Consider the following 24958-nt stretch of genomic DNA (forward strand, 5'->3'; position numbering starts at 1 on the left):
ACAGCATGGAAAATCTCCACCCCCGCACCAATAGTATTAATACTGTCATTCTGGTGGGCCGTGCCGGTCGCAATCCAGAGATCAAGTATTTTGAAAGTGGCAAAACCCTTGCCACTTTCAGTCTGGCTGTGGATCGCCCAAAATCAAGCCCAGACGGTGAAAGCCAGACCGATTGGTTTAAAATTGAGTTGTGGGGGCGTCAGGCTGAAATTGCCTATGAATACGTTAAAAAAGGATCGCTGGTGGGAATTCGGGGCCGGATAGAGTTTCGCCTGCCCCCTGAGGGAGGAACTCCCGAAATGGTAATTCACAATATCAGCTTGCGTTTATTGGGCAGCAAGCACGATCTGGCTCCGCCTAAATCTGAGGATCTTCCTTTTTAGGTTCCTGACGCTTTTCTTTCTCGCATTCAGCTTCAAGCTTTTCAATCCGGCTCTGGTATTCCGCCAGGAGGGGTTTCAGGTGGGTGAGTTCAGGGCGTGCAAGCAATCTGTTGCGTGTTTTTTCGAGCATTGCTTTCCAGGTTTCAAGTTCTTTTTCAATGCGGCTGCCTGAGTTTTCGCTTGGGTTTACGCTTTCTGTTTCTGGTGCCAAAGCAGGTCTCTCAGCTGTTTTTTCCTCAAGGGGGGGCGCTGGCAATTTCTGTCCAGGGTTTTGAGCTTCCTGCGCTGGTGAGTGGGGCTGATCTGCATGTGAGGGGGGGCTTGTCTGGCTTGTGCTCAAGGCTTCTTCCAGGCACAAAATACGCCATTGGTGTTCACTGCGTAAACGCAAGAGACGGGGATCCCCTGGCAAGCGCAGGAGGCGTTCTTCGACTTTTTCCAAGAGTTCTTTCCAGGTCTTTAATTCTGTCAGATGGGCTTGCTGCTCTGAGGTTTGAGCTGTTTGCTCCTGGGGTTCAGAAGGTGTGGAGGCTTGGGTCTCACTGAGATAGGCATCGACAAGTTCTGAAAGTTTTAAATGTTTTTCCTGCCATTGCAGATCCAGACTTTTCATCTCTTCAAAGAGCTGGTCTCTGGCACGCAGATGTTCTTCCTGCAAAAATAAAAGATGGGGATCGTCAGGTGTGTTTTGCAGACGGGCTTCAAGGTGGGTAAGAATCTTATTGCGTGCGTTGAGTTTGCGCTGAATCCACTTTCGTTCTTCTGTTTGGGCTTCAGTATCTGGGGTCACAGGGCGCTCCGGGGAGGCGGGCTTTCCTGTTTGAGATCGAGCAACGGAAAATGGGGAAAGACCTGCGTTTTTAACCAGTTTTCAAAATCAGGTATTTCGTCGGAAGCCTGTAAATAGGTCAGAATGCTTTCGAGTTTGCTCAGATGGTTCTGAAGTCTTTCGGCAGAGGCTTCTGCCGCCAGAATTTGTGGGCAGGGTGTAGGCAGCAGTTGTTCATCCTGCCAGACCAGGGTTTCATGTAACTTTTCGCCTGAACGGATCCCCACGGTCTGAATTTCGATTTCATCGGCCTGGTAACCTGAGAGACGAATCAGATTTTGGGCCAAGTCCAGAATGCGAACAGGTTCTCCCATATCCAGAATAAAGGTTTGGGCTTTGGCTTTGAGAATACTGGCCTGTAAGACCAATTGAACGGCTTCGGGAATGGTCATAAAATAACGCGTCATTTCTGGATCGGTAATCGTGAGGGGGCCCCCCTTCTCAATCTGGCGTTGAAACAGAGGAATCACGCTGCCCCGGCTGCCAATCACATTGCCAAATCTCACAATGCTGCAGTTCAGGTCGGTATGGTTGTGTTCCATGCGGTGGACAGCCAGTTCGGCAAAATATTTACTTAACCCCATAACATTGCTGGGCTCTGCCGCTTTGTCTGTAGAGATCTGTACAAAGGTGTTGACCTGGGCTTTTTGAGCCGCCTGCAGCAAAAAATGGGTGCCCAGTACATTGTTTAAAAAAGCTTCCTGAATATTGTCCTGCATCAAAGGCACATGCTTATGGGCTGCGGCATGAAAGACAATTTCGGGCTGAAGTCTTTGAAAAAGAGCTTCAATTTGGGGGCGGTTGCGGATATCTGCGACCACTGTTTCGATTTGACGATTTTTTAATTCGTTTTGAAGAAGATAGAGACTGTTTTCGCCATGGCCGATTAAATACAGCATGGCGGGTTGGTAATCCAGAATCTGGCGGCAGAGTTCAGAGCCGATGGAGCCACCGGCTCCTGTCACCAGGATTTTGCGGCCTTTGATAAAGCTCTGAAGGTTTTCATCGTTGATTTTAACGGGGTCGCGCCCCAATAAATCTTCAATCTGAATTTGGCGCAACTGCTCAATCGAAACTTCGCCTTTGAGAATTTGATAGGTGGCGGGTACGATCTGCAGACGCACAGGAAGCGGTTGGCAGATTTCTACAATTTCACGAATCACCTGGCGCCGGGCAGAGGGCATGGCCACAATCACAGTATCGATTTCACGATCTGTGACGATTTCTGCGATTTTCTGGCGATCGCCAAAGACCCGCAGACCATGGATTCGGGCGCGCCATTTTTCTGGGTTGTCATCAATAAAACCGACGGGTATAAAGCCCTGTTCTGGGGTGCGCAGCATACCGGCGGCTACCATCATGCCTGCATCTCCTGCGCCAATAATCAAGGCGCGGGAGCTGGGCTGATTCTGTTTGAAAAAGCGCATTTCAGAAGAGTAGCGGCGACTGAAGCGTACGCCTCCAATCGCCAGGAAATAAAAAGCACCCTCAAAAAAGAAAATGGAGCGCGGAAAGCCTGTTAAACCCAAAAGATAGGTGGAGACCACAAAGAAGAGCGAACCCAGCAAAACAGCCTTGAAAATACTGAAAAGCTCACGCAGCCCAACATATTTCCAGAGATGGGAATAGAGGCCCTGGCTGTAGTTTGAAAACAGGCGCAAAGCAGAGAGCAGGGGCAGGCAGACCCAGAATGCGCTCAGTTCTGCTTGTGGAATTTGCCCTTCAAAACGCAAAAGATAAACACAGAGGTAAACGGCCAAGCAAAGGACAATATCGAGCGAAACGTGAACCAGGCGAAACAAAGGCAGGCGTGCAGTCACGTGAGGTGCTCAGCCGCCAGCGCTCTCATTCAAGCAGGCATTTCCAAAAATTGACGGGCTTGCACAATATCGGCCTGAATTTGAGTTTTCAGCTCTTCAGGCCCATTGAAACGTTTTTCGGGCCGGATAAAATGCAACAGACGCACTTCCAGCCATTGGCCATAGAGATCGCCTGAAAAATTGAGCACAAAAACTTCCAGGCTGAGGTTGAGGCCATCAAAGGTAGGACGCATGCCCAAGTTCAGAACCCCTGAAAAATCAGTGGCCTGGCCTGGAATTTTGACTTTGCAGACATAAACGCCGTGGGGGGGAAGCAGTTTGCCTGGGGTTTCAAGGGCCAGATTGGCAGTGGGCACCCCCAGTACTGTTGAGGCAATACCTTGGCCCCGTATCACCTGGCCGGCGATCAAGTAGCCGTCTCCCAAAAGTTGTGCGCTTTCGCTCAGCTGGCCGTTTTGAAGGTGTTGACGAATTCTTGAACTGTTGATCACTTTGCCTTCCAATTCATAAGGGGGGTGGATTGAAACTTCAAAACCATATTGTTGCCCCAGTTGCTTGAGCCGTTCAGGCGTGCCCTGGGCTTGGTGGCCAAAATGAAAATTAAAGCCAACGGTCACATGTTTGGCCTGCAGTTTTTTGACGAGAATTTCTTCGACAAAAGCTTCGGGGCTGAGTTCTGAGAAGCTTTGATCAAAATTCAGCAAAACGGCCGCGTCGGGAGCCAGCCGATTGAGAGCAATTTCTTTTTCAGTGCAGCTGCTCAGCAGCGCAGGCATGCGTTCAGGCGCCAAAACAGAGAGCGGGTGATTCTGAAAACTGAGCACTACGGAATTCAGCTGGCGTGCCTTGGCTTCTTGAAGCATGCTTTGAATCACGGATTGGTGGCCCAGATGGCAACCATCAAAGGTACCAATGGCCACGGCCGTTGCGTTTTTAAATTCAGGGATTTCAAGGTGGGTTTTCATACGCGCCTATTGTAACACGTCCTGAACGGAACCTGTGTAGCAGACCCGGTTCCGGCCCTGGTGTTTTGCTTCATAAAGCCCCATATCTGCTAAATGTACCAATTGATCGGCACTTAAAACATCGCTGGGATAAGAGGCAAAACCTGCGCTAACGGTGACTTTGATCGGGTCTTCCAGGCCAATATCGAGCAGGGATTGGTGTACTTTTCTGACCAGATTTTCAGCCACAATCTTGGCTCCGGGATGCCCTGTCTCCTGCAGAATGATCATAAATTCTTCGCCGCCATATCTCCCGATCACGTCGGTGGCGCGCAAACGGTTTTGCATTAACTGGGCCACTTCACGCAAAACCACGTCTCCAGCCTGGTGGCCATAGGTATCATTGCAGGCTTTAAAATGGTCAATATCCACCATGATCAGGGAAAGCTCACGGTTATAGCGCTTGGAAATGGCAAAGGAATGGCGCAGGCGTTCATCAATATGGTGGCGGTTATACAGGCCTGTGACCGCATCGCGGATCGCCATTTCGTTGATGCGGGCATGCAGGCGGGTATTTTGAATGGTATGGGCAACGGTGGTGGCGATAACGTGAAAAAATTGACGAAAACCGTCAAAGGCAAAGGCTTCCTGACTGCAGGCCAAAATAAAGCCATTGAGCAGATCCGGTAAGCGCAGGTGTTGAATCAGGAGGGATTGGGTTTCGGGAAACAAATCATGCACGCTTTTTTCTGCGGCAGAACCAAAACCATCAGACATCATGGTCTCAGCCAATTGACTGTCCGTGCGTTTATGTATCGAACGCAGATAGATTTTCCAGAAGCTGTTATTGCTGAGTTGAAAATCTGGAAAAATTTCGAGTTGTCCCTGGCGGCAGACATAAAAGGTGCCTTTGGTGGAACGGGGGTCTTCACCGAGAAAGAGTGCGGTATAATCCGCGTCAAGAATGCCCATCAGCCCGTCCAGGGCGTGATGAATGACCTCTTTTTCTGTCTGCAGTGTTTTTTGGCTGATATACTCGGTTAGTTTTCGCAGATTGTAAAATTCGGCCTGGGCGTGCTCATTTTCACTCTCGGTGATTTGCGAGCGCTCGGCCTTTTTTTCGTATTCAAAATTCCAAAAAATTAACTGTTTGCGTTGCTGATCAATCTGGGTTTCCGCCAGGGCAAAGAGCAGATTGTTCATCTGCTCTAAAGACCAGCCCTGATCCCGGTGCAGCAATTCAATATATTTTTGTAAAATCTGGCGCACTTGGGGATAGACATAACGGCTCTTTACGAGGTTGCGGGTTTCCCAATTGATCAACAGCCGTTCCCAAAAATTGGATTGAGCGCGTGTATCCCAACTCTCTTTTTGAGACAGGGCCAAAAGCTCCTGCCATTCTGAATCTGAAAAAAAATGTTGCCACTGCTTCTCAGCCAGAAAGAGCTGAAAATCTTCAAGCCATTGGGGGGATTTATTCTGCTGCTTTTTCATGTCCTGCTCCTTCCAATGTTGCCATCTGCAGTCCGCCTTTTTTGACAACGATCAGTTCCAATAATCCCCCCATGATCAAACTCAGGCCCACGCCGGTCATAATCATTTCAACCCCATGCCCTGGAAACCAGTTGTCGACTAAATCCGCTGAAATACCGGCCAAGGACATCGGCAAGGTGAGGGCGGTATTGATCAGCATATTCTGAACGCCAAAAACTTTGCCCCGCATGCCTTCCGGGATTTCTTCTTGGAGCATGGTCTGCAGGGGAACGGCAATGCCTGCGGCGGTTAAGCCCAGCAGCAGGGCCAGCAGCAGGGCAATCGCAATTTCAAGCCCCGAGGCCCGGCCCGCTTTTGATGAGAAGCCCAGCGCACCGGAAAGAATATGAATATTGGAGAGCAGGGTTAAGACACTGCCCATGCTCAAAAAACCTGTGAAGATCAAGCGTTCTTTGCCGATGGCCGAACCGAAACGGCCCACCATGCCTGCTCCCAGCCCCATGCCCAGCCCTGAGACGGCCAGTAAATAGCCAAAATAACGTTTTTCAAGACGCAGCACATCTTCGACAAAACCAATCACGAGAATGGTCAAAGCGGCAAAGGCTGAAAAAAGCAGAATCAAGCGCAGCAAAGAAAACAAAATGGCCTGATCCTTGAGAATAAACTGAAAGCCTTCTTTCATCTCCTGAATGACAGAGGAACTGCTTTTTTTCTGTTCCTGGGGTTGAAAGCGGGGGTGAACCATGACCAGAAAAATTGCAGAGACAAAATACATGCCCCCAATTGCCAGGTGTCCGTAATGATCGCCCACCATGCGCAGAATCGGATCTCCCACGCCAAAGCCAATCACGACAGAGGCCAGCATGGTGGTGGTAAACAATGAATTGGCGGCCAATAGATTGTGTCTTTCAATCAAGGTGGGAATCATCGCGATTTCTGCCGGGGCAAAAAACTGCGTGACGGTTGAAATCAGAAAGGTCATGGCGTAGATCCAGAGAAAGCCTTTGTCGCCAAAGAAAAGCGCAAGGGGCAGGGCCAGCACAAAGACGCCGCGCAGGGCATTGGAAATGATCATCAGCCATTTTTTATTCCAGCGGTCCACAAAGACACCCGCGAGGGAGCCAAACAAAACCGCAGGAATAGTAAAGACCAGGGTCAGGCGTGAAATATCTGAATTGGCAGTATTGCCCGTCGCAACCAATAAGACAATCAGGTAAACCAGAATTACCTTATCTGCCAATTGAGAAAAAACCTGGCCAAGCCAGAGCCGCATAAAGCTCTGGTTGCGCCAAACAGCGCGAAAACTGGAACGGGGTGCAGCGGTGGGGGGAATTTCTGTCTCTCGCATATTTGCTTACCTTTTTTAGGGCACTAAGGGCACAGGGGTATTAAATACAAAGGCGACCAGCAGGCCTAAAACAGCGCCAGCCAGAACTTCTTTGGGGGTATGCCCCAAGAGTTCTTTGAGACGTTTATCCTGAATCATATGTCCTTTTTCAAGTTCGTCAATAATCTGGTTCAAAACCCGGGCTTGTAGTCCGGCGGCTCTGCGCACCCCTGTGGCATCATACATCACGATCAAGGCAAAGGTGACGGCGATTGCGAAGGTGCTGCTCTGCCAGCCATCTACGATCCCAATCGAGCAGGAAAGACAGACCACAAATGCGGTATGCGAGCTGGGCATGCCCCCTGATTCAACAAAACGCATCAGATTGAGTTTGCGATTCTGAAGCAGGGAGGTGAAGAGTTTCAGAAATTGTGCAAAGAGCATCGCGAAAAGTGAAGCTCCTAAGATTTCGCTCATGCCTGCCGCTCCACGAGATAATGGGCCATGGCTTTCAACCAATGGGTTTCTACCAATGGTTCCCGGTCCAGGGCCTGCAATGCTTTGTCCAGGCACAGGGAGACTTTTTTCTGGGCTTCATCGATCCCCACGGCCCAGGGCCAGGTATGTTTTTCCTGCTCCACGTCCTTTTGCGGGGTTTTGCCCAGACTGTCGAGGCTGCCTGTCAGGTCGAGGATATCGTCCTGGATCTGAAAGGCCAAGCCCAGGGCTTCGGCGTATTCTGTCAGGGCTGCCAATTGGGCGGGGCTTGCCTGCGCGATCAGGGCCCCACAGCGTACTGCGGCTCGAATCAAACACCCGGTTTTGAGGCGGTAAATCTGGGTGATCGTTTCAAGCTTCTTGTTTTCTGAAACCTCGGCGAACATATCCAGTACCTGCCCCGCGCACATGCCCGAGGGGCCAGAGGCTGAAGCGATCTCGCGGATCACCTGCAATTGAATCTCTGCCGGGAGGGAGCTGGGAGCACTGAGCAATTCAAAGGCATAGGTTGAAAGGGCGTCTCCGCTTAAAATGGCCAGGGCTTCGCCAAACTGTTTGTGGTTAGAGAGGCGGCCCCGCCGCCAATCGTCGTTGTCGAGTGCGGGCAAATCATCATGCACCAGGGAATAGCTGTGAATCAGCTCAAGGGAGCAGGCCACAGGCAAGGCTGGCTCTGGGTTTGCTCCCAAGGCTTCGCAGCTCAGCAGCACCAGCAGCGGGCGAATGCGTTTGCCGCCATTCAGCACGCTGTAGGCCATGGCCTCCCAAAGTTGGGGAGCTACCGTGGCCTCCAGCCAGGCTTTTAAGCTTTGGTCAATGCGGGCTTGCCAGGGTTGCAGATGGCTTGCCAAACGAAGCGTTTCGGTCATGGTATGAATTGTTTCAAGCTGCCTGTTTTTCCCCCCATTATACACACAAAGGGGGCTGCGGGCACCCCTGCAACGCGTCTTAGAACCTTTCAGATCCTGTGTTATGCTTGTTTCAGCCTGTTGCAGTGAGGTCCGTGATGGAGATTGACCTGGTTCGTCTCAATTTTAGTGCCCAAAGTTTGAATATTCTCAATATTGCCATTGCCGTGATTATGTTTGGGGTGGCCCTGGACATGCACCCCGATGATTTTCGCCGTGTGCTGCGCTCTCCCCGCGCCCCTTTGATTGGCTTGACCTGCCAGTTTTTACTTTTGCCTGCTTTGGCCTTTGTCCTGATTCTGCTCCTCAGGCCGCAACCGAGTATTGCCTTGGGACTTTTGTTGGTGGCGGCTTGCCCTGGGGGCAGCTTCTCAAATTTTTTAACCCATTTCAGCCGGGGCAATGCAGCACTTTCGGTGACCATGTCTTCGGTTTCGACGGCGGCTTCGATTCTGATGACCCCCTTTAATCTTGCTTTTTGGGGGCGTCTCAATCCGCAAACCGCTCCCTTGCTGCAATCGATTGCCATGAACCCGCCCGAGATTTTTCAGACCGTGTTTTTAATTCTGATTCTGCCTTTGGCTTTGGGCATGGGGGTCAATCTGCGTTTTCCCCAGTGGTCGCAACGCCTCTTGCGCCCTTTTCAAATTTTTTCTCTGGTTTTTCTCTTGGTCTTTATTGGCTTGGCTTTGCGCAATAATTTTAATTATTTCATTCAATATATTGGCATTGCAGCCTGGATTGTGGCAATTACCAATGGTCTGGCCCTGGCCATGGGCTATTGGACCGCCCGTTTGCTCAGACTGACGCTCTTTGATGCCCGTGCGGTTTCGTTTGAGGTGGGCATTCAGAATGCAGGTTTTGGCCTGATTCTGGTCTTTAATTTTTTCAATGGCCTGGGGGGCATGGCTCTGATTGCCGCCTGGTGGGGGGTCTGGCATTTGATTACCGGGCTGGCGCTGGCGCTCTTTTGGCGGGCGCGGCCTCTGCATTTTGAGGCTGCCGAAGGGGTGCCTTTTGGGGTGGGGGCTTCAGCTTCTTGAACCGGGTGTTTTGTGTTTGTTAAAAATTCTAAAGAATTAAGACAGTATTTTGAGTAAATACTTTAATTATTACAAAATCTGGTGGGTTAGAGCTTGATTTTGTTTGCGGCTTTTAGACTTTGATCTGCATGATTATATATGACAAATGTTTAAAGAAAATTCTACAAAATCTAAAAAGGCGTTGACAGAATCTGTAAATTTTTTTGCTAAACTGTTGGACATTCCTACTTGAATCTCTGATGGAGTCTGACCTATGCAATACAATCGTTCTCGCCTCTCGCCTCTCGCCTCTCGCCTCTCGCCTCTGGGCGTGTTTTGCACTTAACCAAAGCGATTAAACCTTTTACGGCCAGTGTTCTGGCCAGTCTGATGCTTTTTTCTTGTATGGCCCAAGCCCCGGTTTTAAACCCACAGGCCCCCAAGGGCAGCTTTTCAATCCAAAATACCAAACGCTCGCTGGTTCCCCAAGATACGGTTTATGTCTATAGCAACAATCCTTTGAATGCTTCGAGCCTGCCGGAGTTTCAAATCCAGGCTTTGCCCCAAGATACGGGCTGCAATGGGGGCTGTGTGAATAGTCTGAGTGCTGTTATGAGTTGGTCTGCCCCAGGTTTTGCTCCCCAGGGAGATACCTTGACCTTGGACTCACTTCAAGCAGCACCCAATGCAGGTTTTGGCTATGGTCTGAATGTACTGGAAAGAAGCACGAACAGCTCAGGCCAAGCGATTGCTACCCGCATTAAAGTAGGGGCAAGTGCAGAACTCACAACAGCGACAGGAACAAGCTCTGGTTATTCCCGACGAGAAGCCCTGCAAATGGAAATGATCAGCAGCGATGGTATTAATTTCAGTTTAGCTTCCAGTCAAACAAGTTATGGAGATCTTGACTATTATTGGTCGAATCCTCCTTCACAGCCTGGGGGCTGTAATCAGGCTGCTTGGGGGGGAACAGGTTATCAAGTACTTCCTGTCTCTCAAGCCCAATTGGTATTAAACCCCAACGGTCAAAGTGCGCATCTTACCGCCAGTTTTAGTGGATCCCTGACCTATTCCTACTATTCGATTGAGTATGTCGAGGGCAATGAGCGCTGTGTATTTACCCCCAATCAGGTGGGTTCAGCCCAGGGAAGTATCGATATCGATTTTTTGGTGTTATTTGATGGGGTTCCCCAACCTACACCCACTCCATCTACCTATCCAACCCCAACTCCTGTTCCCACGCCTACGCCCAATACATCTTCTTCACCGCTCCAAGCTTGTCCTGTACAGGCCACTCTGCCTTGTGATGAAAAGTATCGGAGCCAACTTCAGGATATGAATCAAAAGTTGAGACAAGCCATTTTAGATACAGCAAAACTGACAGGAAAAAATTTGACACCTGGGCAACTGGCGATTTTAGAAAGTGGGCAAAGTTTTAGTATTCAAGCAGCGGGGGGAATGCGCCAGATTGGAGTCACTGAAGAACTTGAGGTATCTCTTTCGGGTTACGATCGTTTGTTGGATGATATGCTTGAGGGTATCGACAATAACATTCGAGATTATCCTATAGAAATACAAGCTCTTCAAAATCAGGTTCAAGAAGCTCAAAATCAGATTCAAAATTTTAAACAAATCCTACAGACATTAGCTGCTGAGCGCCAAGGCTATTCGCAAGAAAAGGTGCAACTGCAAAATAATATCAAAAACATGAGCAAGCAGGAGAAAGATGCTGCTCAGGCACGGATATTGGAATTAACCCAAAAGATCAATGCTGTGAGAGATGATGAGCGGGATACGCAGCAAAAAATTGATCAAGAACAGACGAAAATTCAGGCTTTGCAAAAAGACATTGCAGAAAAAGAATCTTTGTTAGCAAAAGCTTATCGTGACAAGCTTGAATATGAAGAGCAGAAACGAGTGGTGAACGATTTGAGTTATGCGGCTCAGAAACTTATTGCTCTTGTGAATGCCTGTAAGGAAGGCAACTGTCTCAATTGGAATGGTGGAAATAATGGCGGAGGAAACGGGGGCGGCAATGGTGGGGGCGGTACGCCTTCTCCGACACCAACACCGAATCCATATGAAAGCCAATGCCCTATTGGATTGGATATGCAGAAGATGGTCAAAGATTATGATTCAAGAGCTCAGAATGCTCGTATTAGGCCTGATGGTAATATTGGTTTGGGTAGGGTTATTGCTATTACAGATGTGAAAACCAATAATTTTACTCAAGATTTAGTTGCTCATTCTGGTCCTAAATCTAGAACAGGAACTGTGCCTACACCTGAAGAAGATGGCCGGGAGAGATATTTTACAGATTCTATACTAAACTCCTCTGGAAATCCATATAATTACACAGATGCGGAAAGGAAAACTGTTGAATATATTGCTGATCAATATTATAACCACAATCCAAATATTAACAACGTAACATTATATGCAGATAAAGAAACTTGTAATCATTGTAAGCCTTTAGCTGGAGAGTTTAGGCGCAAATTTCCAAGTATTAATTTGCATTGGTTTGATAAAACTGGAAAGTGTTATTAAGTAAATGAAAGATGAAATGGAATATAAAAATGATTTTTTTTCATTTATTCAAGCCATTTGTCGTCACGATTTAGAGTACGCTGTTGAAAATTCTCACTCTATTCCTCGGCTAAGTAAAATAGTCTCTGAAGATATGACGTTATTAACAATGGCAATTGAAATGGGTGATTATGAAATGACCAAATTACTTTTAGAGAATGGTGCGGATATAAATGCTCAATGCTCTAAAGGTTGGACCGCTTTGCACCATGCAATTGAGTTGGCGATTGAACAAAGAGACCAATCCTATGATGAGCAAGGTCTTTTAAGAAGCGTTGATATATCTTTGATTCAATTACTATTTCAATATCATCCAAACTTAGATATCAAATATTATGCTAATCCTTCACTTCCAGGAGAGCTGGCCATAGATATGGTTTATGACTGGTCTGAGTTTGATGAATTAGTGAAAAAAGAGCGTCAGTGGCAAAAGCAAAATAGACATTTCTGAGATGGCAGAACAATATTTTTTTGTGTTCAAGAACTCTTTCACCGTTTAAATAACATTGTTAGAGTCCGATACTAATAATTTTGGAATTATAGGCTGCCAATCTGCCTCAGCAGCGGCAGACCCTGCTGAAGGAAATTGACAATGTTCAGAAGCTGTTGAATCAATTGAAAGTGTGGAAAGATGCCGTAGCTTCTGGTGCCATCGCTGCGGGAACAGCAGCGGGATCCGCCGTCGTCAATGGCAGCTCTTTGCTGGCATTTGCCCAGAAAGAGGCGCTGAAAAAGGCGCTAGAGCTATTGCTTTCTCAGGCTTTGAACTATAGCCCTCAAGCCTTGTCTTTGGCCCAGCAGATGAACAGCAAAGTGGATCTGATCATGAATCAGCTCCTGCCCTATTGGCCGTATATTGCCCAAGTGAGAAATGCATTGTTGTTCAGCCCCTGCGCTGCACTGAATTATCCCGGCACAGGCGGCGGTACTGGTGGTGGAAATAATGGCGGAGGAAATGGGGGTGGTACGCCTTCTCCGACTCCAACACCCATTCCCAGCCCACCGGGATGTTTTGAGACCTGTACCCGTTCAGATTTTCCATTGAGTATTGATGTGCTTGATAAAACGGGCAATATTGCGATTTCTTACTCAAGTTCTCAATGCAAAGAGTTTCGGCACAGCGTATCTGGTCAACAGAATCCAATGCGTGTTTTTCAAGATCAGAGTCAGATTGGTGGTTTGAATTCTTCTTGTAATCGTAAGGGGACGCTGCCTCCACCCACCCGGACAAATTTGGAGTGGATGTTAGATGGCTATGCACCATGTGATAATAGTGGACGAGATAATATTGTTACCGAATTACATCATTTTGAGCAAAATCCTGATGGCCCCATTGCAGAAATGTCCAAAGCTATTCATTTACGCGTCAGTCACCCAGAAAGACCAAGCCGTATAAATCGAAATAAGTTTGACAATTTAAAAGAGGCATACTGGAAAACTCGAGGTTATCAGCTTAACTATGGAGACAATGCTGTAGCTTGTACAAACTAATTTAAAGGAAAATTTATGAGTATTGCAGGTTTACTCAAGGCCTATGAATTAGAACGAAAAAATTTAGGCATAGGTGAACAGAAATGTTCTCTTCGAGTCATTGCGGCAGCGGAACGCTATTTGGGTGTGGTTTTTCCTCCAACCTATCGTTATTTTCTGGAACATATTTCTCTTAACTCCAAAGCCGATCTTTTAGGTTTAAGGCTTTATGAGCCTGAATTAGCGATCTCAGATCAACCCGTAGTTTCCCTCACGCAGACTTATCGTGAGGATCCAAGCTTTCCCTTACCTCAGCAGTATATTCTGATTGATGATGAGGCACCTGATTTTATGCATATTCTGGATACTACTCAGGTGGATCAACAGGGGGAGTGTAAAGTGATATGTTGGCTGGCCGATGATTTTTTCGATAGCGATTATACAGATTTAGATGGTCTTTATTTGGAGTTGGTAAACGGTGCGATTTATAAAATGATGTCACACAAAGCCGATGAGGGAAGGCTTTTGCGTCAGGAAGTCGAAGACTATATTGCTTTTTACAAGAGCTTGGGTTATACAGGCAAAGAGGATCGTTTTCTCGAAGAAAACTGGCAAACCTTGTTTGACATGGCCTCTTAAGAGCCAAAGTTTGACGTTCCTTTTCGGTGCAGGTGAGAAATGCACTGCTGTTCAGCCCCTGCGCTGCGCTGAATGAGGGTGGCCCACCCTTTTCGAGACTTTTCCCCTACTTTCTGCGCTTCAAAATACCTGCTTCAGCCGAAAAAAACAGCTGCTCAAAACGCCCCTGTAAGGGTTTCCAGGCCTTCAGATCAAAGAGATTCGCTTCGTTTAAATAAGCCGCTGTAGGATCAGGCGGAACAAAGGGATGGTCCGGCATCTGATAAACCTCTATTGCTTTTCCCCCATGGCTCCAGCTCAGGGGTTTCTGCGGCTGAAACACCTCAGGATATTCTGCCAGCGGGCGATAGAACCAGACACTGCCCTTGCCAATCACCTGCCCCACCACTTGACCGGATTCTGTTTCCTCGACCAGCAGGGCGGTGCGCTCGTCAATGCCAATGCCCTTTAATTGACTGGGCCCCGTTTAGAGCGGGCTCGGGCCAGAAAAGCCAAGAGTCTTCCCTGCCGGTTGCGCTCGGCAAAATGGCTGTCGGTTAAGAGATTCTGCATCAGCGGCAGTTTGATAAAATCGTTGCGCAGGGTCAGTTCAGGGTGAAAGGGATTGTTCAAAACCTGCTCTGACTGCATCGATTCTCCTTCTGCGCTGTAAATCACCTCGCCCAAAATTGCCAGACCTGCACTGGTGCCCCCCATGGGGATTTTTTTGCGGGTGGGGGCAGAGATATCTGCTTTGCTGGTGGGATATACTTTTCCGCTTTCAAGCCAACCCAAGCAGCCCCAGAGCGGCTGAGTTTTGAGAGCTGCCTGTTTTTCAAGCGAAGGCGTTTGCGCTGCTTCAGGGGCGCACCTGTTAAAATACAGCAGACGAATCATTTTCACAGCAAAGGCTTTCGCTTATGACCACTTCCTTCAACCCCCTCGATGAAATCAGCCAGGAGCTTAAACTGAGCCTGGCCCAGGTGCAGACCACCGTGAGCCTTTTGGATGAGGGCGCAACCGTGCCGTTTATTGCCCGCTACCGCAAAGACCGTACAGGCGCTTTGGATGAGGTGCAAATCCGCCAGATTGAAGAGCGCCTGAAATACTGGCGTGAATTAGAGGAGCGGCGACAGGCCATTCTCAAATCGATTGAAGAACAGGGCAAACTGACCCCCGAATTGGCCAAAACCCTGGCGGCGGTGCGCAATAAAACTGAGCTTGAAGATCTCTACCTGCCCTTTAAACCCCGGCGTCGAACCCGAGCGCAGAAAGCCCGTGAGGCGGGCTTGGAACCCCTGGCGCTGATCATGCGCCTGCAAAGAGAGCGCCTGGCCCCCTCTGAAAAAGCCCGCGCCTTTCTTTCTGAGCAGATCACCGATCCCGAAATGGCTTTGCTGGGTGCGCGGGATATTCTGGCAGAAGAAATTTCTGAAGATGCCCGTCTGCGTGAGCAGGCCCGTGAAAATCTGCGCAATTTTGGGGTGATCACGTCCCGTTTGGCGCGCGGGCAAAAAGAAGACAGCCCAGAAGCGGCGAAATACCGCGATTATTTTGATTTCAAAGAACCCGTTAAAAAAATCCCTTCGCACCGCTATCTGGCCCTGCGCCGGGGCGAGGGTGAAAAAGTCCTCAGCCTGAAAATTGAATTGGAGGCCGAACGCCTGCTGGAACGCCTGCGCCGCCAGTTGCAGATTCAGCCCAATGCCTGGGGCGATCAGGTGCGTCTGGCCCTGGACGACGCCTGGGAGCGTCTGTTGCTGCCCTCTCTCGAAAGCGAAATTCTGTCAGAATTAAAGCTCCAGGCCGATCAGACCGCGATTGAGATCTTTGCCGCCAATCTGCGCGATTTGCTCATGAGTGCCCCCTTTGGTACCCGGCCTGTCTTGGGCTTGGACCCCGGTCTGCGTACCGGCATCAAATGCGTGGCCCTGAGCCCCACTGGGCAGTATCTCGAAGACACGGTGATCTATCTTGTGCAGAATGAAAACCGGGCCAAAGAAGCTTTTTTCAAGCTGTTTAATAAATACCAGCCCGCAGCGATTGCCCTGGGCGATGGCACCGGCAGCCGCGAAACAGAAAAAGCCGTGCGTGCCTGGCTCAAAGAGGCGGGACAAAAGCCTGTGTTTGTCAGAATCTCCGAATCAGGCGCTTCGATCTATTCTGCTTCAGAGATTGCCCGCCAGGAATTCCCCGATTTGGATTTAACCGTCCGGGGGGCGATTTCCATTGGCCGCCGTTTGCAAGACCCGCTGGCAGAGCTGGTCAAGGTGGAACCGCGCTCTTTGGGAGTGGGGCAATACCAGCACGATGTGAACCAGACGGCCTTGGCCGCCAAGCTCGATCAGATTGTCGAATCCTGCGTGAACCAGGTGGGGGTTGAGTTGAATTCTGCTTCAGCCCCTTTGCTGGAGCGGGTTTCAGGGCTGGGGCCGAAACTTGCCAAAGAAATTGTGGCACACCGTGATCAAAAGGGAGCCTTTGCTTCTCGTCAGGAATTGCGCAAGGTCAAAGGCTTGGGTGCCAAAACCTATGAACAGGCCGCTGGTTTTCTGCGCATTCGCGAAGCCCAGAACCCGCTCGACAATACGGGCGTTCATCCAGAGCACTATGCTGTGGTGGAGCGCATGGCGCGTGATTTGGGCGTGGCCGTGGCTGAATTGCCCAAGCGGCCTGAATTATTGCCGCAGCTGTCTTTGAAAAATTACCAGGCAGGCGATGTGGGCGAGCATACCCTCAAAGATATTCTGCTGGAATTGCAAAAACCAGGCCGGGATCCCCGCGAGCAGTTTGAAGCCCCGGTTTTTCGTGAAGACGTGCAGGAACTCGAAGATGTCAAACCTGAAATGCTGTTTGAAGGCCGGGTTACCAATATTACGGCCTTTGGGGCCTTTGTGGATATTGGGGTGCATCAGGACGGTCTGGTGCATGTATCCCAGCTTTCGCACCGCTTTGTACGCGACCCCCAGGAAGTGGTCAAGGTGGGACAAACCCTGCGCGTGCAGGTGCTTGATGTGGATTACAAACGCCGTCGGATTCAGTTGACCGCCAAACTTTAGGTCTGAATCACGCAAAATATGTTGGCTTGCTCACAGAAATGTGTTGTGTTTCACATTATGCTGAAAACGGAAGGATTTTGGTCTGCGCCAAATTTCTCTTCGCCAGACAATACCAAGCGTGATGAAAGAAGAAAGCCTATGAGCCCGATACTCGCCAGTGCTTCAGATGCGATTCCTTACCTGAATACCTTTGCCCAGGGCAACCACCCTGATCATCTCTGCGATGCCATGATTGATATCTTTAGCAACCGCCCGGATATGGCAACGGTTTTGATTCCCACCTATGCCCGTTATCTGACGGCACAGGAGTTTCAACGTCTCTCGGCCCGCTTTCCTGCCCTGACCAATCTGTTTACAGGGTATCAGCAGACCTTGGGCGCACTTCAGGCCCATTGAACGTCCACCATCTGCTCTGTGCCTGCGCCTGCATCCAGAAGGATGAGGGGCGCTTTTTGCTGGTACGCACCCCGGCTCGCGGGTGGGAATTTCCGGGGGGCGTGATTGAGCCAGGAGAAACGCTTGCGCAGGGCCTGGAGCGGGAAGTGCTTGAAGAGTCGGGTTTGATCGTGAAAACGCAGAAGCTTTTGGCCTGGACTCAGAATATCTCAACGCTGCCGCCCAAATTGATTTTCGTTTTTTCAGCCGAATGGCTTTCTGGCAGCTTGCAACCCAGTGCAGAGACCCCTGAATTGGGTTGGTTTCGCGCTGAACAGGCTGAGGACATGATTCAGCATCCGGCCAATGCCCTGCGTTGGCGTTTGGCGCAGCAGGCAGCCGCTGGCCTCATGGGCTGCGTTTATCGTCAGGATCCCTTTGAACTGCTTGAATCCAGCGTATTCTGAAAATATAACCTGTTTTTTACAAAGCCTTTGCATAAAACCTGCAAATTCAGGGTATATTAATCAAACGTCGTCAGTGAGCAGTGTTAGAAAGGATTTTGCCTGTGCCCTCATTTCCAGTCAATCCCAATCGTCAAACCGGGTCTTTGCCCGTTGTTACAAGTCCTCAACCCGCCAAGCCGCAAGAAACGGCAAGCGCTGCCGCACAACCGGCTCCTGTCACCGAGCCTGTTGCTGCACCGCCTGGCGATACCAACACCACGCGCACAGCCTTTCCTGAAGCGGGTTTTGATCCTTCAGCGGGTTTCTCCATGCCCAGAGCTGCGGCTCCTGCCAGTCCAACCGCTCCTGCCGCTGATCCCGTGGATCTCTCTCCTCTGTCGCAGCCCTTGCGGGTGAGCTACGAAGATTTCAAAGCGCAGCTCAAGGCCGATCCCAAAGTTGAGTTTATTGAAATTGATCGCCGAGATCTCAACAAAGGCCTGAGTGATTTTCTCAAGCAATACCAAGATCTTCTCACTCAAAATCCCGAATTGCTCCAGAAACTTCAGGAGTCGGAAATTGGGCGTGATTTGTTGGCCGCGCTAGACCATGCGGCGAAGGGCGCGCTCAGCACCGATGATATTATCAAGCTCCAGACCTTTGCGGTTGCCAGTGGCGTGGATATCAGCCACGCCAACAGTGCCAACGGGATTGATGGCGATTATGGGCCCCGCACCCATGCAGGCCTACAGGAGGCCTTCTCTAAATTACTCAGTTCACCTGATCAGGCCTTAGAATCCTTAAAAACAGCAGCGCCTCAGGCCACTACTTATGCCCAAACGGCTCGCCGTTCTTATGAGGAAACAGGGGATGCCTATATCCCAGGGCAATCACGCACCTATGATGCTCCTCCTGAGCCTGGTTCTCAGCCTGCGACGCCGGGCGTTTCAGATCCTGTGCCCACCTCCTCAGGTCAGCTGGGCCAGGATATTGCGGCTGCTGCCCGCCGTACCGCTTCAACGTTCCGCAACCCCAAAACGGGAGCGATTCCTTCGATTGGCTATTGTATGGGCGGCGTGCGCACGACCTTGGACAGCATGGGAATTCGCCTGCGTGCGCCCGGTGGGGGTTATCTGCAATCGGCCAAAGATGCTGATGATGTGCTTCGCCGAAACTTTAGTGATAAGTTTGATGAGGTCAAACTCAGCCCCAACGATCCCCAATTTGCCAATAAACTGCGTAATTTCCCACCCGGTACGATTTTTGTCTGGGAGGCCAACCCCGACCCCAGCACCCACAGCCGGGGCGGAGGTTTTAAACATGGGCATATTGAAGTTGCCCTGGGTGGCGGTAAGGCTGCCAGTGACCATATTCAGAATGTCACCACCAACGCCAATGGACGCTATGGCAGTGTTTCGATCTTTGTTCCCAAAGCCTGATCTGCTTTGCTTTTGAACTTTTAAGCCCCTGTGCGCAGGGGCTTATTTTGTGCTTGCCAATTCGGCTTCAAGGAATTGAACCGCTTGTTCCACCCCGTTTTGGAGACGTAGTTTTTTTCCCAGGGCTTGGGCTCTGGCGTAATAGTCTTCGCGCAGAAGTCTTTGCAAGGCGTTATCAAGCGCTTCGGCTTTAAAAAGGCGTTTGGGCAGAGCCGGGGGGCCCAGCCCCCGCGTATGAACAGCATGGGCCCAGTAATGCTGATCGAGCAGGTGGGGCACCAATTGTTGCGGCAGACCTGCCCGAGCAGCGGCTGAGGTGGTGCCTGCTCCGCCATGGTGAATCACTGCGCGCAGACGTGGAAAGAGCAAATCATGGGGCAAGGCTTCAATCAGAAAGATATTTTCAGGCAAGGCTGATTGGGTGCCCAAACCGCCCCAGCCCTTTGAAAGAATAAATCGCTCTTTGCGTTTGCGTGCCAGTTTAATCATCGCTGCTGTCGAGGCCTCGGCTTTGCCATCATTCATGCTGCCAAAGCCCAGATAAATCGGGGCTGAACCGGCTTGCAAATAGTCTTCAACCTCAGGGGGCAAACAGGTTTCCTGTGCTTTGAGATGCAAAGCGGGTATTTGGGTCAAGGGCGTAACATCCCGAGGGGCTGACGCCAGTTCGCGGTAGGCAGCCAGCAAGGGGTGGGGCGAAAGAAAGCAGTCGACAATCTCTTGAACTGCAGGCAGGCCGATTTTTTTTCGTTCACGGTTGATCAGGCCTCCCAGTGCCCACTGCCAACCTATTTTTTCGAGCTGCCAAGCCCGCTCATGCAGGGAAGGGTGCAGTTCTGGCCAGGGCCAGAGCAGAGACATATAGTCTTTGGAGGGAATCAGGCTGGGGCAATAGACCAGATAACGGTAGGGAATTTGCCAGTAATCAGCGGCTGTGAAAGCCGAAAGTTGCAGTGAAGAGGCAACGATCAGATCAAAGCCTTCAGCCAAAGGCAGGGTTTTTTCATGCTGAAGCGCTAAATTGGCATGTATCAAACTGAGCATATGGCGCAGGACTTCTACGGGGTTTTTCATGAGGGTGGCTCCGTAGGTTGCAACCAAGTCCTGCATGGATTCTCCCAGGGAATGTACTGGGATACCATAGCCTTGAATCCAGGCCGTGAAATCGGGGGGGGAAATCATCTCAATTTCATGGCCTGCTGCCTGCAGACCCACCGCCAAAGCCAAAAGGGGTTGAATATCTCCGCGTGAGCCGTGTCCGGCAACCAGAATGCGTGCCATCAGTTTTCCAAAAAGTCGAGATCACGACCATAGGTTTCTTCCAGGCGAGACAGAGCGATCGCTGAAATCAGCAGGGTGACAGCTCCGATCATTAGCGCGCTGCCACTGAGACCTAAGCTGCCTTTGCTGGCTTCAAAGGCCAGGGTCAGGGGCACCACCGAGCCGCGAATAAAATTGGGGGCAGTGGTCGTGACGGTCGCGCGGATATTTGTGCCGAAGTTTTCCGAGGCCATGGTCACAAATATGGCCCAAAACCCGACTGAAAAGCCCAGAAAACCGCAGACCAGATAAAATATTCCCAGAGATTGAGGCGCCAGGATAAAATAAGCACCGACGGCCAGGGCGGTCAGCCCCAAAAAGAGCCAGACTACTTTTTTGCGGCTGCGCAACCTTTGGCTGAGCAGGCCACTGCCCAAATCTCCCAAGGAGAGGCCAATATAACAATATTTCACGGCATTGCCTGCAGTAGGAAGTTCTGCCATGCCAAAGGCTTTGCCAAATTCGGGCGAAAAGGTAATCAAAATTCCCACCACATACCAAATCGGCAGGCCAATCAAAATACAGTTTAAATATTTCAGGGCACGGGGCAGGTTGTTAAAGAGCATGAGAAAATTGCCGCGCGAAATTTTGTTTTCTTTGACTTTTGAAAACATGCCCGACTCAAACAGCCCAACCCGGAGCAAGAGCAGACAGAGCCCCAGGCCGCCGCCAATATAATAAGAGGTACGCCAATCAAAGAGATTGGCAACGAAAGCGGCAACCACTGCACCCAAAATGCCCACTGAGGCTACGATCGTGGTGCCGTAGCCCCGGCTGTGGCGGGGCATGAGTTCGCTGACCAGGGTAATGCCAGCCCCCAGTTCTCCTGCCAGGCCGACGCCGGCAATAAAACGCAAGAGCGCGTATTGTTCGACATTTTGAACCAGACCATTGAGGATATTGGCGATCGAATAGATAAAAATTGAGCCAAATAAAACCGACAGACGGCCTTTTTTATCGCCAATAATCCCCCAAAAGATGCCCCCCAGCAACATACCCAGCATTTGCATATTGAGCAGCAGCACCCCTTTGGAGAGCAGTGCATCGCCACTTAAACCGAGCGATTGTAAACTTTTGACGCGCACAATGCTAAAGAGCAGCAGATCGTAAATATCTACAAAATAGCCCAAGGCGGCCACCAGAATCGAGAGAATCACCAGACGTGAAAAACCCGCTGAAAGGTTTGGAGAGTCAGATTCTTGCTCTGTAGGGGTGTCCATCGCGTGACCTCATGCATGGGAGATAGGATCAGGATAGGCTGGAATTGCATCTCTGGCAACAGGGGAAGCGGCAAACCTTATTCTCCCCAATGAATTGCATAGTTAAGTAAGTTTGTGATAAATTTATTTCATAGTTAAGCAAGTTTTAACCTAACTTAACTATATGATAATCAAGAACTTCTCTTCGAGGCACTATGAATCGCGTTCTGCAAATGATTGAACAGTTTGGCAAACCCCGTACCAGCCGTACCGGTCCTTTGACCATGCCTGCAGGACAGCCTTGTATGCTCAGCTTTGACTTTGTTGAAGAACAGCCTGAAATTGAAAGTGCTGAACTGATCAGTGAAAATTTTTCAGGCAGTTTAGGCCGTACCGCTGAGTGCATTTCCTCACGCAGTTTAATTGATCCCCATTGTCTTGAAGAAGTCACTTCCCACAAAGAAACCCGAATTACCTCGCTTCACCAGGCCATTAGCCACGGCAGCACATCCGATGAAATTGATCCTGCCCGCCGTCGCAAGCCTCGCAAAGCACGTCCTGTGGCAAAAGTTCAGGCCTCTGCCCTGCTTGAAGCCAGTGAGTTGATTTCTATTCCTGGCAAATACCGCTCCCGTGAGCACCTTGAGCCTGCCTTGGTCAGTGCTGCTGGCAAACAGGTAAGTTTAGACATCCTGCGCAAATTGGGTGAGCGCAGCAGCCAGGACGAATTGCTTGAAAAGGTGAAGGTCGCCTGCGAGAAAGTCCAGGCCGATGCCCTCTATGGCCCCTCCCTGCGCCGTGAAGTGACCCTGCCTCAGCGTCATAAAATCAGAATAAAAATTGGTTAAATCAATTTTTAAACGCAAGATTATCTTTTCTTAATCTATAATTTCCTAAGACACGTTATCCAGTTTCCTGAGGTTTTTGAATGAACCGTCTGTCCTTGATAAAACTGAGTAGTTTAAGCTTGCTTTTGCTTGTGGGTTGTGGGCGCAGCAGCTCCAGTTTGGAGACTTTGCCCCTGACAGCAGCGCAACAAAGCTATGTGCGCAGGTATGCAAACGCTCCTCTGCCCGTGGTGAGTGCCAGCGATACGGCTCAGGTCAAAAAAGTTCTGCAGACGATTGATGATATTAAAGCCCGGATTGATGCGCTTGAAGGAACAGGAGCCCCTGAAACAGAGGCCGCTTTACCTGAGGATGTGCAGACCACAGCCTCCAAAACCCTGGGTTCTGAAAGTGAAGCTTCGCCTTCGAAACAGGTAGCCACTGTTCCCGCAAGCACTCCCAAGACAGAGAACATTCTTAAAGAAATTTCTGATTATATCCTCAGTGCTCCTGCGATTGACGCAATTGCTTACCAAAATGAAAAGGGATTGGACAGTGGCAAAACCACTGAGAATCATCTTCATTTTTATAAGCAGGGAAATTTGGTGAAGATTGAAGTCTTGGCCAGCTCTCCCCGCAATGCAGGGGTTAAAGTTTTGTACAATGTGGGTTCTGATAAGGTCAAAATCAGACCTGCCGGCGCCCTGAGTTTTTTGACCACTGAGTTGGCGCAGAAAGACGAAAAAATTGCTTCGGTCAATCATTTTACGCTCAGCCAAACTGATTTTATCGGAATGGCGACCCGTTTGGCCGGCCCCAGTTATTCTGCCGAGTTGATTGGCAAGACCACGATTGAGGGGAAAGAAGCCTATGTGGCAAAAATTACCACATCTTCTCCCAATGCCCTTGACCCACGGATTGCCTACGAGCATATGGCATATGATCCCAAAACCTATGCCATTCGTTATTGGGAAGCCTTTGACGGTTCCAGCCAGGAACCCTTTTTAAGATATTTACTCAAAAGTTTTGAAATCAAGCAAGATATTCCCGCGAATGTCTTTAAGCTGTAAAATGTGACTGGTGTACTGAAAATATACAGAGGTAGTTATGAAAAAACGCAGTCTAATCGGTTTGGGTCTTTTATCAGGTTTGTTGCTTGCATCTTGCAGCAGCACCCTTCAGCCTTTGGGTCAGTTTAATAGCGGTGCTCCGGCGCAACTGGGTCGCTTTGCTGCTCCTCAAGCCAATTTGCCCAAGCAAGTCGTCGAAATTCGCTGGCAGAATCAGAATCAGATCGTCAATGCAGCCGCCGCTGGTATTGACCTGTTTGGTGCAAAGCCTAAGCAACGTGTAGCCAAAGCCCGTGTTTCTCTACAGGAAATTGAATCCCTCAAAGCCCAAGGACTGCAAATTCTTCAGGTACGTGAGCCCGGCATGGATGTGCGGGGTGGTTTGCCTGGCGGGTATATGACCTATGCCCAGATGGTCGAAAAACTCAAAGCCTATGCTGCACAATACCCCAATCTGGTTACGATTGAAGATGTCGGCGATACCTGGCTGAAAACCCAGGGCAAAGCCCCTCAGCATGATATCTGGTCCATTTCAGTCACCAACAAACAGAACCGCGCTCCCAAGCCTACCCTGATGCTGACTGCCGGTGTACACTCCCGCGAATTGGCCCCTGTTGAAATCGTCATGAAACTGGTAGATGAATTGCTGAGCAAATATGGCAAAGATCCCCAAGTTACTCAATTGGTAGATACCCGTGAACTGTTGGTTCTGCCCATGGTGAACGTCGATGGCCGTGTCAGTGTCGAACAAGGAAATAGCTGGCAGCGTAAAAATCTGAATGGATCAGGTATTGATATCAACCGCAACTTTGATTCTCACTGGAATTATGAAGGCTTGAATGTTCCCTCCAGCTGGAAATATGGTTTGACCAATCCCAATACCGAAACTTACAGTGGTCCCCGTGCTGCTTCTGAGCCTGAAACCCAGGCTGTTCAGAATATGTATACCCGTAAGAAAATTACAGCTTCTGTAGATATTCACGCCTATGGTGAAATGTTCTTCTGGCCTTTGGGTTATAGCGACAAGCCCATCCCTGAAGTCAATCTGTACAAAAATATGTACAATGCGACCTTCTCCAAGATTGGGTATTCAGGTGGCACCAGCCTCTCACTGCTCTATCCCACCACAGGCACGACAGATGACTATGGCTATGTCAAACACCACGCCTTCTCCATGGGCATGGAGGTCGGTCAAAGTTTCCGTCCTTCCTATTCCGATGTTGAGCAGATGTGGGTACAACATCGCCCCATGTGGCTGACTGTTTTGGATATGATTGGCAATTTCCCTGCCGCCCGTTAAGAGAGTCCCCGATAGCGTAAAGAC

At 49.7% G+C, this 24958-nt stretch carries 24 protein-coding genes; 13 read left to right on the top strand and 11 right to left on the bottom strand.

All coding sequences use genetic code 11. The annotated features are described in order from the left end of the window. Positions 1–5 precede the first annotated feature (5 nt). On the top strand, positions 6–383 hold the full coding sequence (locus COW20_23450; GenBank protein ID PIW44601.1) for a single-stranded DNA-binding protein: 378 nt from the start codon (positions 6–8) through the stop codon (positions 381–383). Here the strand turns inward: COW20_23450 and COW20_23455 are convergent. The 7 genes from COW20_23455 to COW20_23485 are packed head-to-tail and all read right to left on the bottom strand — an operon-like array spanning position 358 to position 8209. Beyond that, complete coding sequence (locus COW20_23455; GenBank protein ID PIW44602.1) at positions 358–1173, bottom strand: hypothetical protein; 816 nt, start codon at positions 1171–1173, stop codon at positions 358–360. The two genes, COW20_23450 and COW20_23455, sit on opposite strands and share 26 nt — an antisense overlap. Continuing rightward, a complete protein-coding gene (locus COW20_23460; GenBank protein ID PIW44603.1) occupies positions 1170–3032 on the bottom strand; it encodes a polysaccharide biosynthesis protein in 1863 nt (620 codons plus the stop codon). Before COW20_23460 ends, COW20_23455 begins: the two co-directional genes overlap by 4 nt. A gap of 29 nt (positions 3033–3061) precedes the next feature. Beyond that, positions 3062–3997: a hypothetical protein gene (locus COW20_23465; GenBank protein ID PIW44604.1), complete on the bottom strand. Its 936-nt coding sequence runs from the start codon at positions 3995–3997 to the stop codon at positions 3062–3064. A gap of 6 nt (positions 3998–4003) precedes the next feature. Then, complete coding sequence (locus COW20_23470; GenBank protein PIW44605.1) at positions 4004–5470, bottom strand: hypothetical protein; 1467 nt, start codon at positions 5468–5470, stop codon at positions 4004–4006. After that, on the bottom strand, positions 5451–6818 hold the full coding sequence (locus tag COW20_23475; GenBank protein ID PIW44606.1) for an arabinose efflux permease: 1368 nt from the start codon (positions 6816–6818) through the stop codon (positions 5451–5453). The genes COW20_23470 and COW20_23475 overlap by 20 nt, the downstream gene beginning before the upstream one ends. A 15-nt stretch (positions 6819–6833) precedes the next feature. Next, positions 6834–7274 (bottom strand): divergent PAP2 family protein, encoded by a 441-nt coding sequence (locus tag COW20_23480; GenBank protein PIW44607.1) that lies wholly within the window; start codon positions 7272–7274, stop codon positions 6834–6836. Continuing rightward, entirely contained in the window at positions 7271–8209 is a 939-nt protein-coding gene (locus COW20_23485) for a hypothetical protein (protein PIW44608.1), read from the bottom strand. The genes COW20_23480 and COW20_23485 overlap by 4 nt, the downstream gene beginning before the upstream one ends. A gap of 89 nt (positions 8210–8298) precedes the next feature. Here COW20_23485 and COW20_23490 point away from each other — a divergent pair, with 89 nt between their 5' ends. The 5 genes from COW20_23490 to COW20_23510 all read left to right on the top strand — a co-directional run bounded on the left by COW20_23490 (position 8299) and on the right by COW20_23510 (position 13920). Further along, on the top strand, positions 8299–9246 hold the full coding sequence (locus COW20_23490) for a symporter (protein PIW44609.1): 948 nt from the start codon (positions 8299–8301) through the stop codon (positions 9244–9246). Between the two features lie 315 nt (positions 9247–9561). Then, entirely contained in the window at positions 9562–11772 is a 2211-nt protein-coding gene (locus COW20_23495; GenBank protein PIW44610.1) for a hypothetical protein, read from the top strand. A gap of 4 nt (positions 11773–11776) precedes the next feature. After that, on the top strand, positions 11777–12262 hold the full coding sequence (locus tag COW20_23500) for a hypothetical protein (protein PIW44611.1): 486 nt from the start codon (positions 11777–11779) through the stop codon (positions 12260–12262). A 155-nt stretch (positions 12263–12417) separates the two neighbouring features. Continuing rightward, positions 12418–13302 carry a hypothetical protein gene (locus COW20_23505; protein ID PIW44612.1) on the top strand — a complete coding sequence of 295 codons (885 nt, stop codon included), beginning with the start codon at positions 12418–12420 and terminating at the stop codon, positions 13300–13302. A 15-nt stretch (positions 13303–13317) separates the two neighbouring features. After that, on the top strand, positions 13318–13920 hold the full coding sequence (locus tag COW20_23510) for a hypothetical protein (GenBank protein PIW44613.1): 603 nt from the start codon (positions 13318–13320) through the stop codon (positions 13918–13920). A 106-nt stretch (positions 13921–14026) separates the two neighbouring features. On the opposite strand, the gene COW20_23515 is transcribed toward COW20_23510, so the two are convergent. Together COW20_23515 and COW20_23520 are read right to left on the bottom strand one after the other, a co-directional pair. Next, positions 14027–14308 (bottom strand): hypothetical protein, encoded by a 282-nt coding sequence (locus COW20_23515; GenBank protein PIW44614.1) that lies wholly within the window; start codon positions 14306–14308, stop codon positions 14027–14029. Between the two features lie 59 nt (positions 14309–14367). After that, positions 14368–14796, bottom strand: coding sequence for a hypothetical protein (locus COW20_23520; protein PIW44615.1), 429 nt, complete (start codon positions 14794–14796; stop codon positions 14368–14370). Between the two features lie 23 nt (positions 14797–14819). Here COW20_23520 and COW20_23525 point away from each other — a divergent pair, with 23 nt between their 5' ends. The 4 genes from COW20_23525 (at position 14820) to COW20_23540 (ending at position 19218) form a co-directional block, all read left to right on the top strand. After that, positions 14820–16958, top strand: coding sequence for an RNA-binding transcriptional accessory protein (locus COW20_23525; GenBank protein PIW44616.1), 2139 nt, complete (start codon positions 14820–14822; stop codon positions 16956–16958). 57 nt (positions 16959–17015) lie between these two features. Next, the gene (locus COW20_23530; GenBank protein PIW44617.1) at positions 17016–17354 is read left to right on the top strand and encodes a hypothetical protein; all 339 of its coding nucleotides are present in this window, start codon (positions 17016–17018) and stop codon (positions 17352–17354) included. Further along, positions 17351–17800 carry an ADP-ribose pyrophosphatase gene (locus COW20_23535; GenBank protein PIW44618.1) on the top strand — a complete coding sequence of 150 codons (450 nt, stop codon included), beginning with the start codon at positions 17351–17353 and terminating at the stop codon, positions 17798–17800. Before COW20_23530 ends, COW20_23535 begins: the two co-directional genes overlap by 4 nt. A gap of 101 nt (positions 17801–17901) precedes the next feature. Further along, positions 17902–19218: a hypothetical protein gene (locus tag COW20_23540; protein ID PIW44619.1), complete on the top strand. Its 1317-nt coding sequence runs from the start codon at positions 17902–17904 to the stop codon at positions 19216–19218. Between the two features lie 42 nt (positions 19219–19260). Here the strand turns inward: COW20_23540 and COW20_23545 are convergent, their stop codons facing one another. Then, positions 19261–20499: a hypothetical protein gene (locus COW20_23545; GenBank protein PIW44620.1), complete on the bottom strand. Its 1239-nt coding sequence runs from the start codon at positions 20497–20499 to the stop codon at positions 19261–19263. Beyond that, positions 20499–21758 (bottom strand): MFS transporter, encoded by a 1260-nt coding sequence (locus tag COW20_23550; protein PIW44621.1) that lies wholly within the window; start codon positions 21756–21758, stop codon positions 20499–20501. The genes COW20_23545 and COW20_23550 overlap by 1 nt, the downstream gene beginning before the upstream one ends. A 194-nt stretch (positions 21759–21952) precedes the next feature. Between COW20_23550 and COW20_23555 the strand changes: the two genes are divergently transcribed. The 3 genes from COW20_23555 to COW20_23565 all read left to right on the top strand — a co-directional run bounded on the left by COW20_23555 (position 21953) and on the right by COW20_23565 (position 24934). After that, the gene (locus tag COW20_23555; protein ID PIW44622.1) at positions 21953–22585 is read left to right on the top strand and encodes a hypothetical protein; all 633 of its coding nucleotides are present in this window, start codon (positions 21953–21955) and stop codon (positions 22583–22585) included. Between the two features lie 80 nt (positions 22586–22665). Further along, on the top strand, positions 22666–23634 hold the full coding sequence (locus COW20_23560) for a hypothetical protein (protein ID PIW44623.1): 969 nt from the start codon (positions 22666–22668) through the stop codon (positions 23632–23634). Positions 23635–23671: 37 nt separating this feature from the next. Continuing rightward, on the top strand, positions 23672–24934 hold the full coding sequence (locus COW20_23565) for a hypothetical protein (GenBank protein PIW44624.1): 1263 nt from the start codon (positions 23672–23674) through the stop codon (positions 24932–24934). Positions 24935–24958: the final 24 nt, after the last annotated feature.

The sequence above is a fragment of the bacterium (Candidatus Blackallbacteria) CG13_big_fil_rev_8_21_14_2_50_49_14 genome, assembly GCA_002783405.1.
GTDB lineage: Bacteria > Cyanobacteriota > Sericytochromatia > UBA7694 > UBA7694.

What these genes read in the sequence shown, in the direction of transcription:
- COW20_23450 (PIW44601.1), top strand. Translation starts at nt 6, where the DNA reads ATGGAAAATCTCCACCCCCGCACCAATAGTATTAATACTGTCATTCTG.
- COW20_23465 (PIW44604.1), bottom strand. Translation starts at nt 3,997, where the DNA reads ATGAAAACCCACCTTGAAATCCCTGAATTTAAAAACGCAACGGCCGTG.
- COW20_23470 (PIW44605.1), bottom strand. Translation starts at nt 5,470, where the DNA reads ATGAAAAAGCAGCAGAATAAATCCCCCCAATGGCTTGAAGATTTTCAG.
- COW20_23475 (PIW44606.1), bottom strand. Translation starts at nt 6,818, where the DNA reads ATGCGAGAGACAGAAATTCCCCCCACCGCTGCACCCCGTTCCAGTTTT.
- COW20_23480 (PIW44607.1), bottom strand. Translation starts at nt 7,274, where the DNA reads ATGAGCGAAATCTTAGGAGCTTCACTTTTCGCGATGCTCTTTGCACAA.
- COW20_23500 (PIW44611.1), top strand. Translation starts at nt 11,777, where the DNA reads ATGAAAGATGAAATGGAATATAAAAATGATTTTTTTTCATTTATTCAA.
- COW20_23510 (PIW44613.1), top strand. Translation starts at nt 13,318, where the DNA reads ATGAGTATTGCAGGTTTACTCAAGGCCTATGAATTAGAACGAAAAAAT.
- COW20_23520 (PIW44615.1), bottom strand. Translation starts at nt 14,796, where the DNA reads ATGATTCGTCTGCTGTATTTTAACAGGTGCGCCCCTGAAGCAGCGCAA.
- COW20_23525 (PIW44616.1), top strand. Translation starts at nt 14,820, where the DNA reads ATGACCACTTCCTTCAACCCCCTCGATGAAATCAGCCAGGAGCTTAAA.
- COW20_23530 (PIW44617.1), top strand. Translation starts at nt 17,016, where the DNA reads ATGCTGAAAACGGAAGGATTTTGGTCTGCGCCAAATTTCTCTTCGCCA.
- COW20_23545 (PIW44620.1), bottom strand. Translation starts at nt 20,499, where the DNA reads ATGGCACGCATTCTGGTTGCCGGACACGGCTCACGCGGAGATATTCAA.
- COW20_23550 (PIW44621.1), bottom strand. Translation starts at nt 21,758, where the DNA reads ATGGACACCCCTACAGAGCAAGAATCTGACTCTCCAAACCTTTCAGCG.
- COW20_23555 (PIW44622.1), top strand. Translation starts at nt 21,953, where the DNA reads ATGAATCGCGTTCTGCAAATGATTGAACAGTTTGGCAAACCCCGTACC.
- COW20_23560 (PIW44623.1), top strand. Translation starts at nt 22,666, where the DNA reads ATGAACCGTCTGTCCTTGATAAAACTGAGTAGTTTAAGCTTGCTTTTG.
- COW20_23565 (PIW44624.1), top strand. Translation starts at nt 23,672, where the DNA reads ATGAAAAAACGCAGTCTAATCGGTTTGGGTCTTTTATCAGGTTTGTTG.